We start from the raw sequence: 16,409 nt of genomic DNA on the forward strand, positions 1-16,409 counted from the left end.
CCCATGGCGTGGGATTTCAGCACCGAACCGGAGTTCCAGGAGAAGCTCGACTGGGTCGCGCGGTTCTGCGAAGAGAAGATCGAGCCGCTGGACCACATCTTCCCGCACGCCGTGCGTTCACCGATCCCGGCGGTGAAGACCTATGTCCGCGAACTACAGCAGGAGGTCAAGGACCAGGGGCTGTGGGCGATCTTCCTCGACGCCGAACTCGGCGGGCCCGGCTTCGGGCAGCTGAAGCTCGGACTGCTCAACGAGATCATCGGCCGCTACGCGGGGGCCCCGCACATGTTCGGCGCGTCGGCGCCCGACACCGGCAACATGGAGATGCTGGCGGCCTACGGCACCGAGGAGCAGAAGCAGCGCTGGCTGGTCCCGCTGCTCAACCAGGACATGTTCTCGGCGTACTCGATGACCGAGCCGCAGGGCGGCAGCGACCCCAGCCTGTTCAAGACGCACGCCGTGCGCGACGGCGCCGACTGGATCATCAACGGCGAGAAGTGGTTCACCTCGGCCGGCCGGGTGGCCGACATCCTGTTCGTCATGTGCACCAACGGCATGTTCGTGGTGCCGCGCAAGACGCCGGGAGTCGAGATCATGCCCGAACCGCGCAACCACAACCACATCGTCTACCGGGACGTCCGGGTGCCCGACGACCATCTGCTCGGTCCCGAGGACGGGGCAAAGGTGTTGGCGCAGAGGCGACTCGGCGGCGGCCGCATCCACCATGCGATGCGCACCATCGCGCAGTGCAACCTGGCCCTGGACATGATGTGCGAACGCGCGCTCAGCCGCCACTCGCACGGCAAGGTGATCAGCGAGCACCAGATGGTGCAGGAGAAGATCGCCGAGTCCTACGCGAAGATCAAGATGCTGCGGCTGTTCGTGCTCGAGACGGCCTGGAAGATCGACAACACCTCCACGCAGGAGGCCCGCACCGAGATCGCCGCCGTCAAGTTCACCATGGCCCGGGTGCTGCGCGAGGTGTCGTTCGACGCGCTGCACGTCCTGGGCTCGCTGGGCACCACCGACCTGACACCGATCCAGGCGATGTACGCCGCGGCGCCCACCATGGGAATCGCCGACGGGGTCGACGAGGTGCACATCGCCACCGTCGCGCGCCGGGTGCTGCGCGACTACCGGCCGCATCCCGGCGACTTCCCGACCGAATTCCTCCCCTACAAGCGTGAACAGGCCGCCGCCCGGATGGCGCCGGTGCTCGACGCACGGCCCGAACTGGCGGCCGCCGCCGAGGCGTACCGGGAGCACTTCGCCCGAAGGGGGTAGCTCGGCGGCGCTCGTTTGCCACAATCGAGGCATGTCGATCCGAAACCGGGTCCTCGCGGGGGCCCTTCTCCTCGCGGCCGGCGCTTTCGTCAACTCAGCCGCACCAGCTCACGCCGACGCCGCGCCATCGCTGCCGGTGTTCACGCCGTACCCGTCCGACTGGCATCCGGACTACGTCACCTTCCCGTACAACCTGTGGCAGAACCGGGTGACGCCCGAGATGCTGACCGCTCAGCGGGACTCCTGCCAGTGGTTCAATGCGCAGTACGACACGCTGATCAACCAGGCCAAAGGCTTCCGCGACGCGCTGGACGCCGCGCATGACGTGTGGAGCGCGCCCGGCGTGCAGGCGGCCGCCGATGTCCTGGCCGCCAACCTCGACCAGTCCGCGGCGTTCCTGGATCCGCGTGCGCACACGCTGTACATCACCAACTACCCGGACCAGAGCGAGTACTCGCCGCTGTACAACGGCGACTCGATCTTCCACCTCTGGTATCAGCTGACCCAGATCAGCGACAAGGTCAAGCGCAAGCTGCCGTCCGGCCAGATCCACGCCAACATCGTGACGGCCGAGGTGTACGGCAACGTCATCCGGTATTCGGGCGTCTGCAACGGGGCCTGACCTCTCGGCCGGGCGCCGGCGTAGAGACGGCGGATGAAGAAGGTGGCCCCCGAAGCCCACCCTCGGGGGCCACTTGCGTGTCAACGATCGCCGAACCACGCAACCACCGGGAAGGGGCTTTGGTCCCCACCCCCGAGGCATTCGGCATCTACACCGGTGGCGGCGGGGGCGGCGGCAGCCCGGGATCGGGCGGCGGCGGGACGAACACGGGCTCCGGAGCGGGCGGCGGCGGAGGTTCCGGCGCAGGCGGGGGCGGCGGCTCCGGGGCCGGCGGAGGTGGCGACGGCGGTGGGCCGAACGGCAAGGTGATCGGCGGCAGACCGGGAATCATGATCACGTTGGGCGGTGGTGGCGGGGGCAGCTCCGGTGCAGGCGGCGCGGCCGGCGCGGGGTCGGACGGCTGCCACGTCGACACCGGCGGCACGTACACCGGCGCGGGGGCGATGCCGTTGCTGGTGTTGATCGTGATGATGGACCCCGGAATCGTCTTACCCTTGGGCGTGGTGCCCACCACCGCACCCTTGGCCGAGTAGCTGTTGACCGGCGTCGGCTGGTCGGCCACCCGGAACCCGGCGTCCTGGATGCGTTTGCGCGCGGCATCCAGCTTCAGGCCCACCACGCTGGGTACCTCGCCGCCCGGACCGCCGTTGACGTAGCGCGGATCGGTGGGCGGCAACGACACCGGCCCGAAGTCGTTCGCGATCGGTTTCATCGCCTGGAACCACGTCTGCGCGGGCTCCTTGCCGCCGTACAGATTTCCGTAGCTGCACTTGCGCAGCGGATACGAACACAGCCCCGACGGCGTCGGCGAATCGTCGAAAACATAGTTCGCCGCGGCATATTGGTTGGTGAAGCCCAGGAAGCCCGACGACCGGTGCGATTCGGTGGTACCCGTCTTGCCCGACATCGGCAGGCCCCAGCCCACCGATCCCGCCGCGGCCGCCGCGGTGCCGCTGATCGAATCCTTCGACAGCGCATTGGCCAGCGTGTTGGCCAGCCCGACCGGTACCGCCTGTTCGCACGCAGGGGTCTGCAGCGCCACCTCGTGGCCGGTGCGGTCGATGATCTTGTCGATCGGCGACGGGGGGCACCACATGCCACCGGAGGCCAAGGTGGCTGCGACATTGGACAATTCGAGTGCGTTGATCTCGATGGGGCCCAGGGTGAAGGAACCGAGGTTCTGCCGCTTCAGGTAGTCGGCCAGGCTCTCGTTGGACTTCGGATCGTAGGCCCGCGCGGTTCCCGGCTCGGCGTAGGACCGCAGGCCGAGGCGGACCGCCATGTCGACGGCACGCGGAACACCCACCTGGGCAATCAGATTGGCGAACGCGGTGTTGGGCGACTGCGCCAGCGCGTCGGTGACGTTCATCGGGCTGCGGTAGTTGCCCGCGTTCTTCACGCACCAGGTTTCCGGCGGGCAGCCCGGCATGTCGCTGCTGCCCAGGCCCTTGCCGCGGTACACCGGCGGCACGTCGAGCTGCGCGTTGATCCCCAGGCCCATGTCGAGGGCCGCCGCGGTGGTGAAGATCTTGAAGATCGATCCCGCGCCGTCGCCCGCCAAGGAGTAGGGCTGCGGCTGCACGGTCTGGCCCGCCGCCAGATTCAGCCCGTACGTCCGGTTGCTCGCCATCGCCAGCACCCGGTGGGCGTCGCGGCCCGGCCGGATCACGCTCATCACGCTGGCGACGCCGTCGGCGGTGGGTGAGGCCACATTGTCGACGGCCTTCTTCACGCTGTCCTGCACGCGGGGGTCCAGGGTGGTGCGGATCAGGTAGCCGTTGCGCATGACATCGTCCTTGGAGATGCCGGCCCGGGCCAGGTACTGCAGGGCGTACTCACAGAAGAAGGCGCGGTCCCGTGCGGCGATGCAGCCCTGCGGCAGCCCGTCGGGCTGCGGCAGGACGCCCAGCGGCGCGGCCTTGGCGGCCTCGAGCTCGGCCGCCCTGTCGGGCACGTTCTGGATCATGGTGTCCAGCACGAGGTTTCGTCGCGCCAGCGCGCCGTTGGGGTTGGTGTAGGGGTCCAGCGCGCTGGTGGACTGGACCATGCCGGCCAGCAGCGCGGCCTGCTGCCAGTTGAGGTCGGCGGCGTTGACGCCGAAGTAGGTGCGGGCGGCGTCCTGGACGCCGTACGCGCCGTTGCCGAACGGCACCAGATTCAGATAGCGGGTCAGGATGTCCGGCTTGGTCAGGATCTTGTCCAGGGCGACGGCCATCCGCATCTCGCGCATCTTGCGGGCCGGGGTGGTGGCGATGGCCGCCCGGCGCTCGGCGTCGGTCTGTGCCTTGACCAGCAGATTGTAGTTCTTGACGTACTGCTGCTCGATGGTCGAGCCGCCGCGGGTGTCCTCGCTGGCCTGCAGATAGCCGAACAGTCCGGTCAGCGTGCCCTGCACGTCGACCCCGTTGTGTTCGGCGAACCGGCGGTCCTCGATGGACACGATCGCCAGCTTCATGGTGTCGGCGATGCGATGGGTGGGCACGATCCAGCGGCGTTGTGTGTAGAGCCATGCGATGGGCGTTCCCGCCGCGTCGACCATGGTCGAGACGATCGGGATCTGGCCCTGCACGATGTGGGTGGTGTCCTCGTCCACCGAATCGGAGACCCGCATCGCGACCAGGCCGATGCCCCCGGCGACCGGAAATAGCAAACCCGCCACCAGCAAACCGGCCAGCAGACAGCACAGGGCCCAGCGGGCGACCACTGCCCGGAGTCCCCGGCCCTCCTCACGCATGCCTCACAGCCTAAGGGCGGGCAAAGCCGTGGGGTGGGCGATCCGAATGTGAAATGTCCGGCGCGTTGCCGCCGGAGTGATCCCGCTCTGTCACTACTCTGTTGCCATGCACCTGGCGACGCTGTTCGGCCGCAGGTTCTGGATCTGGCTCGCGATGGTCGCCAGCGGCGCAGCGGTTTTGCTGTGGTTCGTCCCCGCCGTGTTGCGGGCGAATCAGCCGGCCCCGGTGCACACCGAACTGGTGGTGCTCGGTCCGTGTGCCGAGGATGTGTCGATGGGCCCCAATTACGGTGCCCGTCAACCGATCAGTTATTGCCAGCGCTGACACGTGTCACACCGCCCGCGCCGGGTCGTCGCGGTGCGGGGTCAGGGCGATCGTCTCGAACGTCATCCAGCCCGACAGCGGCAGCGAATCGAGGATCGCCATCAGCTCGCCGGGATCACGCGCCCGCCACAGCCCGACGGTCCCCGGCCCCTCCGGTCCGGCCGGCCGGCCCCACAGTCGGACCAGATTGCCCCGCACGGCCAGTGCGCGAGTGCGCTCGGACTCCCGCGCCTCCGTCTGCGCGACGACGTCGGCGGTGGTGTCGTCGGGCACCATCACCGCCGTCGAGATCAGGTACTCCGGCCCGACACCGGGCCGGCCGGTCAGACCCGTCGCCGCCGGGTCGTCGGGATGCGGTGCCAACTCGGCGACCTCGGCCACCCGGATCTGCCGGGGCAGGCCCGCGAGCACCTTGTCCAGCAGCCCGCGGTTCTCGGCGGTGAACAGTCCGATGACACGCTCGTCGCCGTACGCGTGCCACAGGCGGCGCAGCTGACCCCGGATGCCGTCGCGGTCGACCTCGACCCCCTGTGCATCCAGGGCGGTCAGGGTGACCAGGAACTCCATGGGGTGCCTCCGGGCGGCGCTGCGCGATATTCCATCATGGGCCGGTCAGGATGTAGATGTCGAGAAAGGCGGTGATCGGATGGCCCAGGCCCAACAGCGGTGGAACTGGACGGGTACGTCGGAGTTGCGCCTGATGGTCGCCACGGCGGCCGGTGTGCTCGCCGCGATCGTCACCTGGCGCTCCCTGCCGGACGCGAGCAGCGTTGGTGACCGTGCGGGTCTGGCCCTCCTCGGCGGCTGGGATCTGCTCGCGCTGGTCTTCATGGTCCTGACGTGGGGCGAGTTGTGGCGGATGACGCCGGCCGAGACACAGGACGACGCCGACCGGGAGGAGCCGCCCGTCGACGTCGTGATGATGCTGGTGATCGCGGGCGCGCTGGCCAGCCTCGTCGTGGTCGGATTCCTGATGAGCCAGAATCTGGCCATCTGGATCGGCGTGGCCACCGTGGCGATCTCCTGGCTGGCCGTGCACACGCTGTACGCGCTGACCTACGCCCGGATCTACTACTGGCAAGAGCCTTACGGCGGAATCGATTTCAACCAGGACGGCTACCTGCCGCAGTACAGCGATTTCGCGTACGTCGCCTACACGGTCGGTATGAGCTTCGCGATCTCCGACACCAACCTCACGTCCGCCCGGATGCGCCGAACGGCCCTGGGTCACGGACTGCTGTCGTTCGTGTTCGGCTCGGTGATCGTGGCGTCCGTCGTCAACGTCCTGGGTTCGTGATGGCCGCGCCGTTCCTGTTGCTGTCGATCCGCGCCGAGGACGAGGCGGCCGACGACGAATACCGGTCGGTGGCGCGCTTCGGCGGGCTGGACGAGGACTCGCTGCGTGGCATCCGGCTGACCCGGGAACCGTTGGGCCACATCGATCTCGGCGACTGGTCCGGGATCATCCTGGGCGGCGGGCCGTTCAACGTCAGCGATCCTGCGTCATCGAAATCCGCTGTCCAGGTGCGGGCCGAGGCCGAGCTGCTCGACCTGGTGGCCCGGGTCGTCGACGCCGACTTCCCGTTCCTGGGTTGCTGTTACGGCGTCGGGACGCTGGGCACGGTGATCGGTGCGACCATCGACCGCAATCACAGCGAACCCGTCGGCGCCGTGGCCGTCACGCTGACACCCGACGGCCATGCCGATCCGCTGTTCGCCGGCCTGCCGTCCACGTTCGACGCGTACGGCGGGCACAAGGAGGCGGCTTCCGCGTTGCCCTCTGAGGCAACGCATCTGGCTACCTCATCGGACTGCCCGGTGCAGGCCTTTCGGGTGGGTGCCAATGTATATGCCACCCAGTTCCATCCCGAACTCGACTTCGATGGCCTGTGCACCCGCATCGACGTCTACCAGAACTACGGGTATTTTCCGCCGGAGACCGCCGAGGAACTCAAGGCCGCCGCGAGGCGGCGCGACGCCGGATCCGCGCCGGAGATCCTGCGGCGGTTCGTCGCGAGGTACCGGGGGACCCGTTAGCGGTGCTCGAGCGAGATCGACACCACGGTCGTGGATCTGGGCGAGGTGTACGTGACGACAGGTGATTCCGCACGACCGTGACGTCGATGTCGCTCGAGCACGCCGGAAGGGTCCTCGGCCCCGGCGCGGCTCCTATGCTGCCCTGATGAGCGACGAGGACCGCGAGCGCTGGGACGTCCGGTACGCCGAACGGCCGCTGCCCAACGACATCGGTCTCCCGCGGGATTTTGCACCGTTCGCCGAGATGTTCCCGACGACGGGACGCGGGCTGGAACTGGGCTGCGGGCAGGGGGCGTTCAGCGTGTGGCTCGCGCAGCGGGGCATCACGATGCACGGGCTGGACGTCTCGCCCGTCGCGGTGCGGCGGGCCCGGGATCTCGCCCAGGATCACGGGGTCGCCGACCGGTGCCACTTCGACGTCGTCGACCTGGACGACGGCCTGCCGGCGGGAGGGCCCGCGAATGTGGTTGTGTGTCATCGCTTTTGGGAACCACGGCTGGCGGAGGAGATCACCGCGCGGTTGGCGCCCGGCGGGCTGCTGGCGATCTGCGCGCTCAGCACCGGACGCTACGGGGTGTCGTCCGGCGAACTGCTCGCGACGTTCCCCGGTATGACGGTCATCGGGTCCGGCGAAGGCGACGGCACCGCCTGGCTGCTGGCCGTAGGCTGAACCGGTGACGGGGGAGCCGCAGAACAGGAACCGCTGGTTGCTGGTGGCGGTGTCGACGGCGTTGTTCTGCGTCCAGATCGACTATTTCGCGGTGAATCTCGCGCTGCCGCGCATGGCCGCCGATCTTGGCAGCACCACCACCGACATGCAATGGGTGGTCAGCATCTACATGCTGGTGCTCGGCGCGTTCATGGTGCCCGCGGGCCGCCTGGGCGACATCCTGGGGCGCCGGCCCACGCTGCTGGCCGGGATCGCGTTGTTCGGCGTCGCGTCCATCCTGTGCGCCGTCGCGCCGACCGCCGGTGCGCTCGTCGCCTTCCGCGCGCTGCAGGGACTCGGCGCCGCACTGATCTTCCCCGTCTCTGTCAGCGTGCTGACCAATGCCTTTCCTGCTGAATCATCCGGGCGGGCCATCGGTACCGCGTACGGCATCGCGGGTCTGGGCAACGCGGCCGGACCGCTGGTCGGCGGCCTGCTGACCGATACCGTCGGCTGGCGCGCCGTGTTCTGGCTACTGGTCCCGTTCGCCGTGGTCTCACTTGTGCTGGGCGCCAGGACAATTCCTGCCTCATTCGACCAGAGCGTGCCGCCCCGCATCGATGTCACCGGCCTGGCGCTGATCGTCACCGGTATCGGACTGTTCACGCTGACGTTCGACCGGGCGCCGGTCTGGGGCTGGATATCGGCCGCGACCATCGGCGCCGCGCTGGTCGCGGTCGCCCTGCTGGTGGCCTTCGTCCTCGTCGAGAACCGGGTGCGCTGGCCGCTGGTCGAGCTGTCGCTGTTCCGCAATCCCACTTTCGCGATGCTGGTTGTCGCGGGCACCGTCGCCAACATTGCTTATGCGGTAATGGTTTATCTCTCGACGATGAACCTGCAGCAGGTGCGCGGACTGGACCCGCTGCTGGCCGGGTTGGCCTTCCTCGGACCGTCGGCCGGCGCGGCGGTGGGCGGCACCATCTCAGGCCGGCTGTCGCCACCACTGCCCCCGGTTCCGGTGATGGGAATCGGCTGCGCGGCCGCCGGCGTGGCACTCGGCGCGCTGGCGGCCTCGGTTGCGTGGGTGCCGTATCTGTGCGCGCTGACGGTGTGCGGTTTCACCATGGGCCTGGTCTACGCGTTCACGACGGTGGCCACCCAGGCCGTCGTCGCACCCGAACGGGCCGGTGGCGCCGCCGGGGTCACGTTGACGTCTCTGGTCACCCTGGCCGGTGTCGGCGTCGCCGTCGCGGGCACGGCGCTCGAGACGCTCCAGCAGCGCGGGCTGGACACCGGCGCGGGCATCCGGATCATTCTCGGGGTACTGGCCGGGGTGCTGCTGGCGGCGGGGCTCGCCGTGCTGGCGCGGGCAGTCAGGGCGCCGCAAGGGTAGGCGGAGACTGAAATGCAGACGACGAACCGCTGCGGATCGTCGCGCAGTTACCGGCCGAACTGACCGGTCATGGTGCGCTGGCCCGTACGGCAAGCATCGTTTTGCCGCACTAGATTTTGCGGTTGCAAGCAGTGGTGCCAACGGTGGTTGAGCCGGCAGCGCCGGGCGAGGACAGTTGATGGTGATCACCGGTTCCAGGTGATCGCAGGAATCAACAGGGGGATTCTGATGAAGTATGTAATGAGCTGGACAACCCGCTATCACGGCGGGGTCATGGACAACGAGAACGCGGCGAAGCGTGGCGTCGAGACGTTCGCCAAGTGGACACCACCGGCCGGCCTGAAGTTCGAGCAGTTCGTCGGCCGCATTGACGGCAACGGTGGATTCGCGGTGGTGGAAACCGACAACGTCGCCGACCTGCTCGACGGCACGGCAAAGTTCGCTCCGGCCAACGAGTTCCAGATCTATCCGGTGGTGGACATCGCCGACTGGATCCAGGCCGCCACGGACGGCATCGGATTCCGGGAGTCCATCAGCTGATCAGACCGGAGCCGGAGCCGGAGCCGCTGATGGTGTCCGGCCGAACACCCAACGGCCCTCGCCGAGCAACTCCAGATGCAGATTGTGGTGCCGGTTGACCGTCGAGCGGTGCGTGACACTGACGAACACCGTCTGCGGCAACTCTTTTCGCACCAGACTGTAGATCATGAACTCCAGGGGCTCGTCCAGCGCGGAGGTCGCCTCGTCGAGGAACACCGCGTTCGGCTTGGTCAACAACACCCGGGCGAACGCGATGCGCTGCTGCTCGCCGGGGGAGAGCACCTTGGCCCAGTCGGCCACCTCGTCGAGCCGGTCGACGTAGCGCGGCAGCGCCACCGCCAGGAGTGCCTCCCGCACCGCGTCGTCGGAAAGTTCGCCCGGCTCATGGGGATACGACACCACCGTGCGCAGGTCGCCCAGTGGCACGTACGGCAACTGGGACAGGAACATCGTCTGATTCTGCGGGTCGCCCGCACCCCCGGGCGTCTGCATCGACCCCGACGCGTACGGCCACAGCTGCGCCAGGCTCTTGAGCAATGTCGACTTCCCGGTGCCCGACTTGCCGGTGATGATCATCGCGTCACCGGCGGTCAGTTGCAGATCCAGATCGGCAACCAGCTGTTCGCCGACCGGGTTGCGAACCTCGACGTCCTCGATCCCGATCGACCCGTCGGCGCTGGGCGTCACCGCGACCATCGGCAGTTCCCGGCTCTGTTCGTTGGCGGTCACCAGGCCGTAGAGCCGGATGATCGACGCCCGGTACCCGGCGAACACATCGTAGGAATTGCGGAAGAACGACAGCGCCTCCTGGACCGCGCCGAACGCCCCCACCGATTGCTGGATGTCGCCGATCTGGATCTGGCCGGTGAACAACCGGGGCGCCTGCAGGATCCACGGCAGCGGGATGATGATGTGGTTCACCGACAGGTTCCAGCCGGTGAAGACCATCGTCTTGTTGATGAACCGCTTGTAGTTCGACACCACCGGTTCGAATCTCGCGCGCAGCTGCAGACGCTCGGCGAGCTCGCCGCGGTAGAGCGCCACCGATTCGGCGGCGTCGCGCAGCCGGACCAACGCATACCGGAACGCGGCGTTGAACTTCTCGTTGTTGAAGCTCAACCGGATCAGCGGGCGACCGAGCGCGAACGCGATGACGCTCGCCACCGCCACATAGCCGAACACGATCCAGAACATCGCTCTGGGCAGCGTCACCCCGAACACGGACAACTCACCGGACAGTGTCCAGAGGATCCCGGCGAACGACACCACCGACACGATCGACCTGATGGCCCCGAACGGCAGTGTCCCGCTGCTGGTTTGGTGCGGGGTGTTCGGCTGCGGGCCCGACAGCGCGGTGAACACGTCGATATCGGACTGGATGCGTTGATCCGGGTTGTCGATACCCTCGTCGATGAATCGGTCGCGGTAGTACGCCCGGCCGTCGAGCCAGTCGCCGGTCAGCCGGTCGGTCAGCCAGGCCCGCCACGCCAGCATGAACCGCTGCGAGATGAACAGGTCGACCATCACCCGGGTCACCAGAATGGCCGCCAGGATCGCGAACACCAGCAATGAGATCCAGAAGCCGTGGATCCCGGCGGCCCTGGTGTTCTCGTTGCCGGTGGCCAGGCCGGAGGCGATCACCCCGCCGGCGTTGTAGAGGTCGCGGCTCTGATAGGTGAACAGCACCGCCAGCCGGACGTCGATGATCACCGACAACAGCATGGCCGCCAGCGACGCCCACGGACGGACGCTGTGCGGCCCATGGAAGTAGGCCCCGGTGACCCGCCAGAACTGGCTGCCCCAGGTGGTGAACCGGGCGATCACGAACAGCACCGCCAAGGTGCACACTGCCGCGATGAACCAGGCCTTGCCGACCCACAACAGCGAGTCGAACAGGGCGTGGCCCCAGTCCAGGGACGGTTGGAAAGCGTCGTTCATCGGCCGAACGCTACCGGGCCCCGGGCACCGAACCCGAGTACCGGCGACGCACGTCGGGTAGTCCGCTACGCAGGGCAGGGCGCGCGGCGGCCAGCATGCTGGCGACGTGGGAAAGCGACTGGACAAGACGATGGAGTGGATCCGGCGCTACTGGGCGTGCGAGCTGGCAGGCTGGGTCGGCGAGGCCGGGGGTGCCGCCCTGGGCTACTGGCTGACCGGATCGCTGGCTGCCGCCGCGGCGGTGGCCACCGTGGCGTGCTTCGTGACGTACTACCTGCCCGCCTACGTCAACGCGCTGCGCTGGTCCTTCCCGCCCGGCCCGGGTCGATTGGCCGGCCGCGCCGTGACCGCCAACGCGGTGGCCGTGCGCAGCCTCACCGTCGAGTTCGGCATGGGGGAGGCCGTCGACAGCCTGGCGGTCCGTCCGGCGCTCATCTACGCCACCCCGCTGTGGCTGGACAGCCTGATGTGGGGCTGGATCCTCGGCGGGTTCCTCGCCGACGTCGTCTTCTACGTGTTCACGATCATCAGCTACGAGCGGTTCACCCGCTGGGTGGTCCGCCGGCCCGACTACCCCCGGGCCGTGATGAACAGTGCGGCGTCGGCCGGCGCCGGTCCCCGCTGATCGCTGCGGTGCACGGTTACGCAGGCGGGCGGTTGCCGCCGCGCCACTTGCGGTAGCCCCGATGGGCGGCGAACGCCCCGACGACGGCCGTCACGCACCACACCGCGATCGCCGTGTAGGCCAGCGGGGCCGACAGGTTGCCGATCGAGGCCCCCAGCGCGGTGTACACGAAGGCCCGTGGCACCGATCCGATGAACGCACCAACGGCCATCTGCCACAACGGAACCCCGAAGGCGCCGAAAGCGTAGGCGGCCAGTGCGTCGGACAGGCCGGGCACGAACCGCTGCCCGACCACCGCCCACAGCCCGCGCCGCCGGATCTGGTCGTCGATCCGGTCGGCCCGCTGCCCGCCCAGCAGCGCCCGCGCGCTGTCCCGGCCGGCCCGTCGTCCCGCCAGGCTGGCCACGACGGCGGTGCCGACCGTCGCGGCCAGGGTGACAAATGTGCCGAGGATGGGTCCGAACAGGAAACCGCTGCCGGCGGCCAGGATCGGGCCCGGCACGAAGATCGCCCCAAGCAGTGCCGACAGCGCGGCGTACGTCAGCGGCGCCAGCGGGCCGGTGGCGCGCACCAGGTCGCGGACCTCGTCGACGTCGACGACGCGCTGCACGGCCGCCAGATAGAACAGCAGCATCAGGAAGGCGGCGAACACCGCCAGCCGGATGAGGTGCCGGCGCCGCTCCACGGGCTCCGTCGGGGGCTCCGGGGTCACTTCGGGGGGCTGCTCGCTCACGATCGCCAGAGTCTAGAACCCGGGCCCGGCCCCCCACCCGTCGATCTGCTCAGCCATGCCTGCGACATCGTGCGAGTGGATCTCGCAGAGCACGCTGAACAGATGGTGCAACGATGCTTAACTCTCCCCATGAACCAGCCGCTCGGCGCGCTGCCGGACCGCGCCGACGTCGTCGTCGTGGGTTCGGGGTTCGGGGGTTCGGTGGTCGCCGAGAAGCTCGCCGCCGCCGGGCTGGAGGTCTGCGTCCTCGAGCGGGGCAAGGCCTACCCGCCCGGTTCGTTCCCGCGCGGTCCGCGGGACTTCGCCGCCAATTTCTGGAATCCGTCCGCCGGGCTGTACGGCTTGTTCAACGTGTGGTCGTTCAAGGGCCTGGATTCGGTTGTCGCCAGCGGTCTGGGCGGCGGTTCGCTCATCTACGCCAACGTGATGCTGCGCAAGCCGGACAACTGGTTCCGCCAGCCGCACCCGTACCGCCCGGGCGTCGACGAGGTCTGGTCGTTCACCGGAGCCGACCTGGCCGACCACTATCAGGCCGTCGAGAAGTTCCTCGACCTGCAGACCCTGCCGACGGAGGGCCGCAATCGCCCGCTGGACCCGGCGTTCCAGCTGCCGAAGGTCGCTGCGTTCCGGGCCGCACCCGGTGTGCTGCCGGCCCCGCTGGCGGTGCAGTTCCTCGACGGCGGCGGCGAACCGGCGATCAGCGCGCCGGTCCCGGAGACCGTGTACCCCAACCTGTTCGGCGTGCCGCGGCGCACCTGCCGGATGTGCGGCGAGTGCGACATCGGCTGCAACGAGGGCGCCAAGAACACGTTGGACCACACCTACCTGTCGGCCGCCCGCGCGAACGGGGCGACGCTGCACACGCTCACCGAGGTCCGCACCGTCACCCGGCTGCCCGACGGCGACTTCGAGGTCGGTGTGGCACAGCACCGACCCGAGGCCGGTCCGATCCGACTTCCGTTGCAGCGCATCAGGACCCGCCGCGTCGTGCTGTCCGCCGGCGCACTGGGCAGCACGTACCTGTTGCTGACCAACCGGGAGCGCCTGGGCCTGGACAATGTCGCGCTGGGCACCCGGTTCTGCGGCAACGGCGATCTGCTGGGCTTCATCCTCAACGTCGCGCAGGGCCTGGACGCCTGGCGCGGGCCGGTCATCACGTCGTACCGGCCGTTCGTCGACGAGGAGAACAGCGGCGACCCGTCGGATTTCGGGATGTACCTGCAGGACGCGGCGTTCCCGCAGTTCGCGTCCTGGCTCGTCGATGCCGCCGGTTCACTGGACCGGTTGCCGGAGGTCGCCAAAATGGTTGTGGGACAGGTGATCCAGCGGATGCGCGGCCGGTCGAACACGCGGGTCTCGGGGAATCTGAGCCGCCTGCTGGGCCGCCCGTCGGTGACCACGAACGGCATGCCGGTGCTGGGCATGGGCATGGACGTGCCCAACGGCACCCTCTATCTGAACCGGCGCCGGGGCATCGACATGCTGGACAGCACGTGGAGCCAACATCAGTCGGCCGCGTACTTCGACACCATGGTGAGCCGGATGGTGCGCCTGGCCGCCGACCTGCGGGGCGGATTCATGGTCAACCCCACCTACCGGCTGCGCCGCGTCGTGACCGTTCACCCGTTGGGCGGCTGCCCGGCCGACACCGACGTCACCGACGGGGTGGTCGACGGGTTCGGCCGGGTGCGCGGCGTGCCCGGCCTGCGGGTGTGTGACGGTTCGGTGTTCCCCGGCCCCACCGGCGCCAACCCGTCGCTGACCATCGCCGCGTTCGCCGACCGCGTCGCCACCCACATGCGCGACGTCGACGACGCGCCATGGCCGGAGGTGCGCACTCCGTGACCGTCCGCTTCACCGAACGCATGCGCGGGTTCTACGGGGCCGGCGCCCCGGCCTATGACACCGGCGAGATCATCGGCCGCCGCGACGGCTGGCGGCTGGGTTTCCGGCTGACCATCGGGGCACCCGACCTTCGCGCCGTCATCGCCGATCCCAACCACACCATGACCGCCACCGGCAGTGTGCTGTGCAAGGAATTCGCACCCGTCGAAATGCCGGTCACCGCGGGTACTTTCGAGATCTTCGTCCCGGTTGCGCCGCGACTCGCGCTGATGCGCTATCTGCTACCGTTCACCACGCCCGACGGTATCGAGATGACGCTGCAGGGCTACAAGGAGCTGGCCGACGACGTCGGGCCCGATGTGTGGACCGACACCAGCACGCTGTTCGTCCGGTTGCTGCGCGGACACCACGGCTGGGTCGACGAGGGTGACATCAGCGCCGAACACTCCCGCGGCACCCTGCGGCTGACGATGCCGATGTTCGCCCGGCAACTGAGCACCTTCCGCGGAACACCCTCGGACATCGCCGGTTTCGGCCGGTTCTTCGCCGCGCAGCTGTGGGGCATCTACCGCGGACCGGCCCGGAGTCCGCTGCGATGACCGCCGCGCTGGACACCGAGGTCGTCGCCTTCCGGGCCGGCGACGGCATGGAGCTCAACCTGCACCACGTGCGCGGCCCGCGCGAGCCGTGGCGCGGGCCGGTGGTGCTGGTGCCCGGAGCGGGGGTGCGCGCCAACCTGTTCCGCGTGCCCGAGCGCGTCACCGTGGTCGACCGCCTGATCGAGGCCGGTTGGGACGTCTGGCTGGAGAACTGGCGGGCCAGCATCGACCTGCCGCGCAACGAATGGAACCTGGACCAGGCCGCGGTCTGGGACCATCCGTACGCGGTGCGAAAAATACTGGAGCGCACCGGTTCCGGCACCGTCAAGGCCGTCATCCACTGTCAGGGCTCGAGCAGTTTCGCGCTGTCGGCGGCCGCGGGGCTGCTGCCTCAGGTGGACACCATCGTGTCGAATTCGATGTCGCTGCATCCCGTGGTCGCCCGCTGGTCGCGGGTGAAATTGTTCTGGCTGGTACCTCGCGTGGCCCCGCTGCTGCGCTACCTGGACCCGAGATGGGGGGACACCGTGTCACCGCCGGGCTGGGCGGCGCGAGCCCTGGTCGCCATGGTCAACGCCACCCACCGGGAATGCGACAACGGGCCGTGCCGGATGATCAGCTTCACCTACGGCGCCGGCCGGCCGGCGCTCTGGTCGCACGAGAACCTCTCCGAACGTACCCACGACTGGCTGCGACACGAATTCGGCTCCGTACCACTGACATTCTTCACGCAGATGGCCGCGTCGGTAGCGGCCGGGCAGCTGGTGCCCACCGGTGTGTTCGACGAGCTGCCGCCCGATCTGCTGGATCATCCGCCGCGCACCGATGCCCGCATCGCCCTGATCACCGGAACGGAGAACCGCTGCTTCCTGCCGGCCAGCCAGCAGCGCACCTTCGACTACCTCGAGGCGCACCGGCCCGGCCGGCAGACCCTGAGGGTCATCCCGGGCTACGGGCATCTCGACATGTTCATGGGCCGCTACGCCGATCGGGATGTGTTCGGCCACATTGCCGACGAACTCGCCGGCCCGCCCGGCTAGCTCAGCGGTGGCCCGCGCCCCGAGATCGACGAAATGGCGCGACCC

The 16,409-nt window shown here is 68.8% G+C and carries 16 protein-coding genes; 12 read left to right on the forward strand and 4 right to left on the reverse strand.

The window, feature by feature from the left end; translation table 11 throughout:
* Window positions 1-3 precede the first annotated feature (3 nt).
* Together U0R18_RS19845 and U0R18_RS19850 are read left to right on the forward strand one after the other, a co-directional pair.
* The gene (locus tag U0R18_RS19845; RefSeq protein WP_526371649.1) at window positions 4-1,284 is read left to right on the forward strand and encodes an acyl-CoA dehydrogenase family protein; all 1,281 of its coding nucleotides are present in this window, start codon (window positions 4-6) and stop codon (window positions 1,282-1,284) included.
* A gap of 31 nt (window positions 1,285-1,315) precedes the next feature.
* Window positions 1,316-1,906 carry a hypothetical protein gene (locus tag U0R18_RS19850; protein ID WP_526371651.1) on the forward strand — a complete coding sequence of 197 codons (591 nt, stop codon included), beginning with the start codon at window positions 1,316-1,318 and terminating at the stop codon, window positions 1,904-1,906.
* Between the two features lie 148 nt (window positions 1,907-2,054).
* Here the strand turns inward: U0R18_RS19850 and ponA2 are convergent, their stop codons facing one another.
* Window positions 2,055-4,640 (reverse strand): transglycosylase/D,D-transpeptidase PonA2, encoded by a 2,586-nt coding sequence (gene ponA2, locus U0R18_RS19855; protein ID WP_526371653.1) that lies wholly within the window; start codon window positions 4,638-4,640, stop codon window positions 2,055-2,057.
* Between the two features lie 106 nt (window positions 4,641-4,746).
* Between ponA2 and U0R18_RS19860 the strand changes: the two genes are divergently transcribed.
* On the forward strand, window positions 4,747-4,965 hold the full coding sequence (locus U0R18_RS19860) for a hypothetical protein (protein ID WP_526371655.1): 219 nt from the start codon (window positions 4,747-4,749) through the stop codon (window positions 4,963-4,965).
* A gap of 6 nt (window positions 4,966-4,971) precedes the next feature.
* Here the strand turns inward: U0R18_RS19860 and U0R18_RS19865 are convergent, their stop codons facing one another.
* On the reverse strand, window positions 4,972-5,532 hold the full coding sequence (locus U0R18_RS19865) for a muconolactone Delta-isomerase family protein (protein WP_526371657.1): 561 nt from the start codon (window positions 5,530-5,532) through the stop codon (window positions 4,972-4,974).
* 79 nt (window positions 5,533-5,611) lie between these two features.
* On the opposite strand from U0R18_RS19865, the gene U0R18_RS19870 reads away from it, so the two are divergent.
* From U0R18_RS19870 to U0R18_RS19890, 5 genes are all read left to right on the forward strand, one after another.
* Entirely contained in the window at window positions 5,612-6,262 is a 651-nt protein-coding gene (locus U0R18_RS19870) for a DUF1345 domain-containing protein (RefSeq protein WP_526371659.1), read from the forward strand.
* Window positions 6,262-7,002, forward strand: a complete 741-nt coding sequence (locus tag U0R18_RS19875; RefSeq protein WP_526371661.1) for a glutamine amidotransferase — start codon at window positions 6,262-6,264, stop codon at window positions 7,000-7,002. Before U0R18_RS19870 ends, U0R18_RS19875 begins: the two co-directional genes overlap by 1 nt.
* Window positions 7,003-7,147: 145 nt before the next feature.
* Window positions 7,148-7,672 (forward strand): SAM-dependent methyltransferase, encoded by a 525-nt coding sequence (locus tag U0R18_RS19880; RefSeq protein WP_526371663.1) that lies wholly within the window; start codon window positions 7,148-7,150, stop codon window positions 7,670-7,672.
* A gap of 4 nt (window positions 7,673-7,676) precedes the next feature.
* Window positions 7,677-9,044 carry an MFS transporter gene (locus U0R18_RS19885; protein WP_526371665.1) on the forward strand — a complete coding sequence of 456 codons (1,368 nt, stop codon included), beginning with the start codon at window positions 7,677-7,679 and terminating at the stop codon, window positions 9,042-9,044.
* Between the two features lie 240 nt (window positions 9,045-9,284).
* A complete protein-coding gene (locus tag U0R18_RS19890; RefSeq protein WP_526371667.1) occupies window positions 9,285-9,584 on the forward strand; it encodes a DUF3303 family protein in 300 nt (99 codons plus the stop codon).
* Here the strand turns inward: U0R18_RS19890 and U0R18_RS19895 are convergent, their stop codons facing one another.
* Window positions 9,585-11,522: an ABC transporter ATP-binding protein/permease gene (locus tag U0R18_RS19895; protein ID WP_526371669.1), complete on the reverse strand. Its 1,938-nt coding sequence runs from the start codon at window positions 11,520-11,522 to the stop codon at window positions 9,585-9,587. It abuts the gene before it with no gap.
* Between the two features lie 106 nt (window positions 11,523-11,628).
* On the opposite strand from U0R18_RS19895, the gene U0R18_RS19900 reads away from it, so the two are divergent.
* The gene (locus tag U0R18_RS19900; protein ID WP_526371672.1) at window positions 11,629-12,147 is read left to right on the forward strand and encodes a hypothetical protein; all 519 of its coding nucleotides are present in this window, start codon (window positions 11,629-11,631) and stop codon (window positions 12,145-12,147) included.
* Window positions 12,148-12,163: 16 nt separating this feature from the next.
* On the opposite strand, the gene U0R18_RS19905 is transcribed toward U0R18_RS19900, so the two are convergent.
* Complete coding sequence (locus U0R18_RS19905; RefSeq protein WP_526371833.1) at window positions 12,164-12,781, reverse strand: TVP38/TMEM64 family protein; 618 nt, start codon at window positions 12,779-12,781, stop codon at window positions 12,164-12,166.
* Window positions 12,782-13,009: 228 nt separating this feature from the next.
* Here U0R18_RS19905 and U0R18_RS19910 point away from each other — a divergent pair, with 228 nt between their 5' ends.
* From U0R18_RS19910 to U0R18_RS19920, 3 genes are read left to right on the forward strand one after another with little or no spacing between them, the layout of a single operon-like run.
* On the forward strand, window positions 13,010-14,725 hold the full coding sequence (locus tag U0R18_RS19910) for a GMC oxidoreductase (RefSeq protein ID WP_526371674.1): 1,716 nt from the start codon (window positions 13,010-13,012) through the stop codon (window positions 14,723-14,725).
* Window positions 14,722-15,324, forward strand: coding sequence for a hypothetical protein (locus U0R18_RS19915; RefSeq protein ID WP_526371676.1), 603 nt, complete (start codon window positions 14,722-14,724; stop codon window positions 15,322-15,324). The genes U0R18_RS19910 and U0R18_RS19915 overlap by 4 nt, the downstream gene beginning before the upstream one ends.
* On the forward strand, window positions 15,321-16,364 hold the full coding sequence (locus U0R18_RS19920) for a hypothetical protein (RefSeq protein ID WP_526371679.1): 1,044 nt from the start codon (window positions 15,321-15,323) through the stop codon (window positions 16,362-16,364). The genes U0R18_RS19915 and U0R18_RS19920 overlap by 4 nt, the downstream gene beginning before the upstream one ends.
* Window positions 16,365-16,409: the final 45 nt, after the last annotated feature.

It is taken from the genome of Mycobacterium sp., assembly GCF_046330795.1.
In the GTDB taxonomy this organism is placed as follows: Bacteria; Actinomycetota; Actinomycetes; order Mycobacteriales; family Mycobacteriaceae; genus Mycobacterium.

Bases quoted from the DNA above. Each gene is read 5' to 3' on its own strand.
- U0R18_RS19845 (WP_526371649.1), top strand. From the start codon at position 4: ATGGCGTGGGATTTCAGCACCGAACCGGAGTTCCAGGAGAAGCTCGAC.
- U0R18_RS19850 (WP_526371651.1), top strand. From the start codon at position 1,316: ATGTCGATCCGAAACCGGGTCCTCGCGGGGGCCCTTCTCCTCGCGGCC.
- ponA2 (WP_526371653.1), bottom strand. From the start codon at position 4,640: ATGCGTGAGGAGGGCCGGGGACTCCGGGCAGTGGTCGCCCGCTGGGCC.
- U0R18_RS19860 (WP_526371655.1), top strand. From the start codon at position 4,747: ATGCACCTGGCGACGCTGTTCGGCCGCAGGTTCTGGATCTGGCTCGCG.
- U0R18_RS19865 (WP_526371657.1), bottom strand. From the start codon at position 5,532: ATGGAGTTCCTGGTCACCCTGACCGCCCTGGATGCACAGGGGGTCGAG.
- U0R18_RS19870 (WP_526371659.1), top strand. From the start codon at position 5,612: ATGGCCCAGGCCCAACAGCGGTGGAACTGGACGGGTACGTCGGAGTTG.
- U0R18_RS19875 (WP_526371661.1), top strand. From the start codon at position 6,262: ATGGCCGCGCCGTTCCTGTTGCTGTCGATCCGCGCCGAGGACGAGGCG.
- U0R18_RS19880 (WP_526371663.1), top strand. From the start codon at position 7,148: ATGAGCGACGAGGACCGCGAGCGCTGGGACGTCCGGTACGCCGAACGG.
- U0R18_RS19890 (WP_526371667.1), top strand. From the start codon at position 9,285: ATGAGCTGGACAACCCGCTATCACGGCGGGGTCATGGACAACGAGAAC.
- U0R18_RS19895 (WP_526371669.1), bottom strand. From the start codon at position 11,522: ATGAACGACGCTTTCCAACCGTCCCTGGACTGGGGCCACGCCCTGTTC.
- U0R18_RS19905 (WP_526371833.1), bottom strand. From the start codon at position 12,781: ATGCTGCTGTTCTATCTGGCGGCCGTGCAGCGCGTCGTCGACGTCGAC.
- U0R18_RS19910 (WP_526371674.1), top strand. From the start codon at position 13,010: ATGAACCAGCCGCTCGGCGCGCTGCCGGACCGCGCCGACGTCGTCGTC.
- U0R18_RS19920 (WP_526371679.1), top strand. From the start codon at position 15,321: ATGACCGCCGCGCTGGACACCGAGGTCGTCGCCTTCCGGGCCGGCGAC.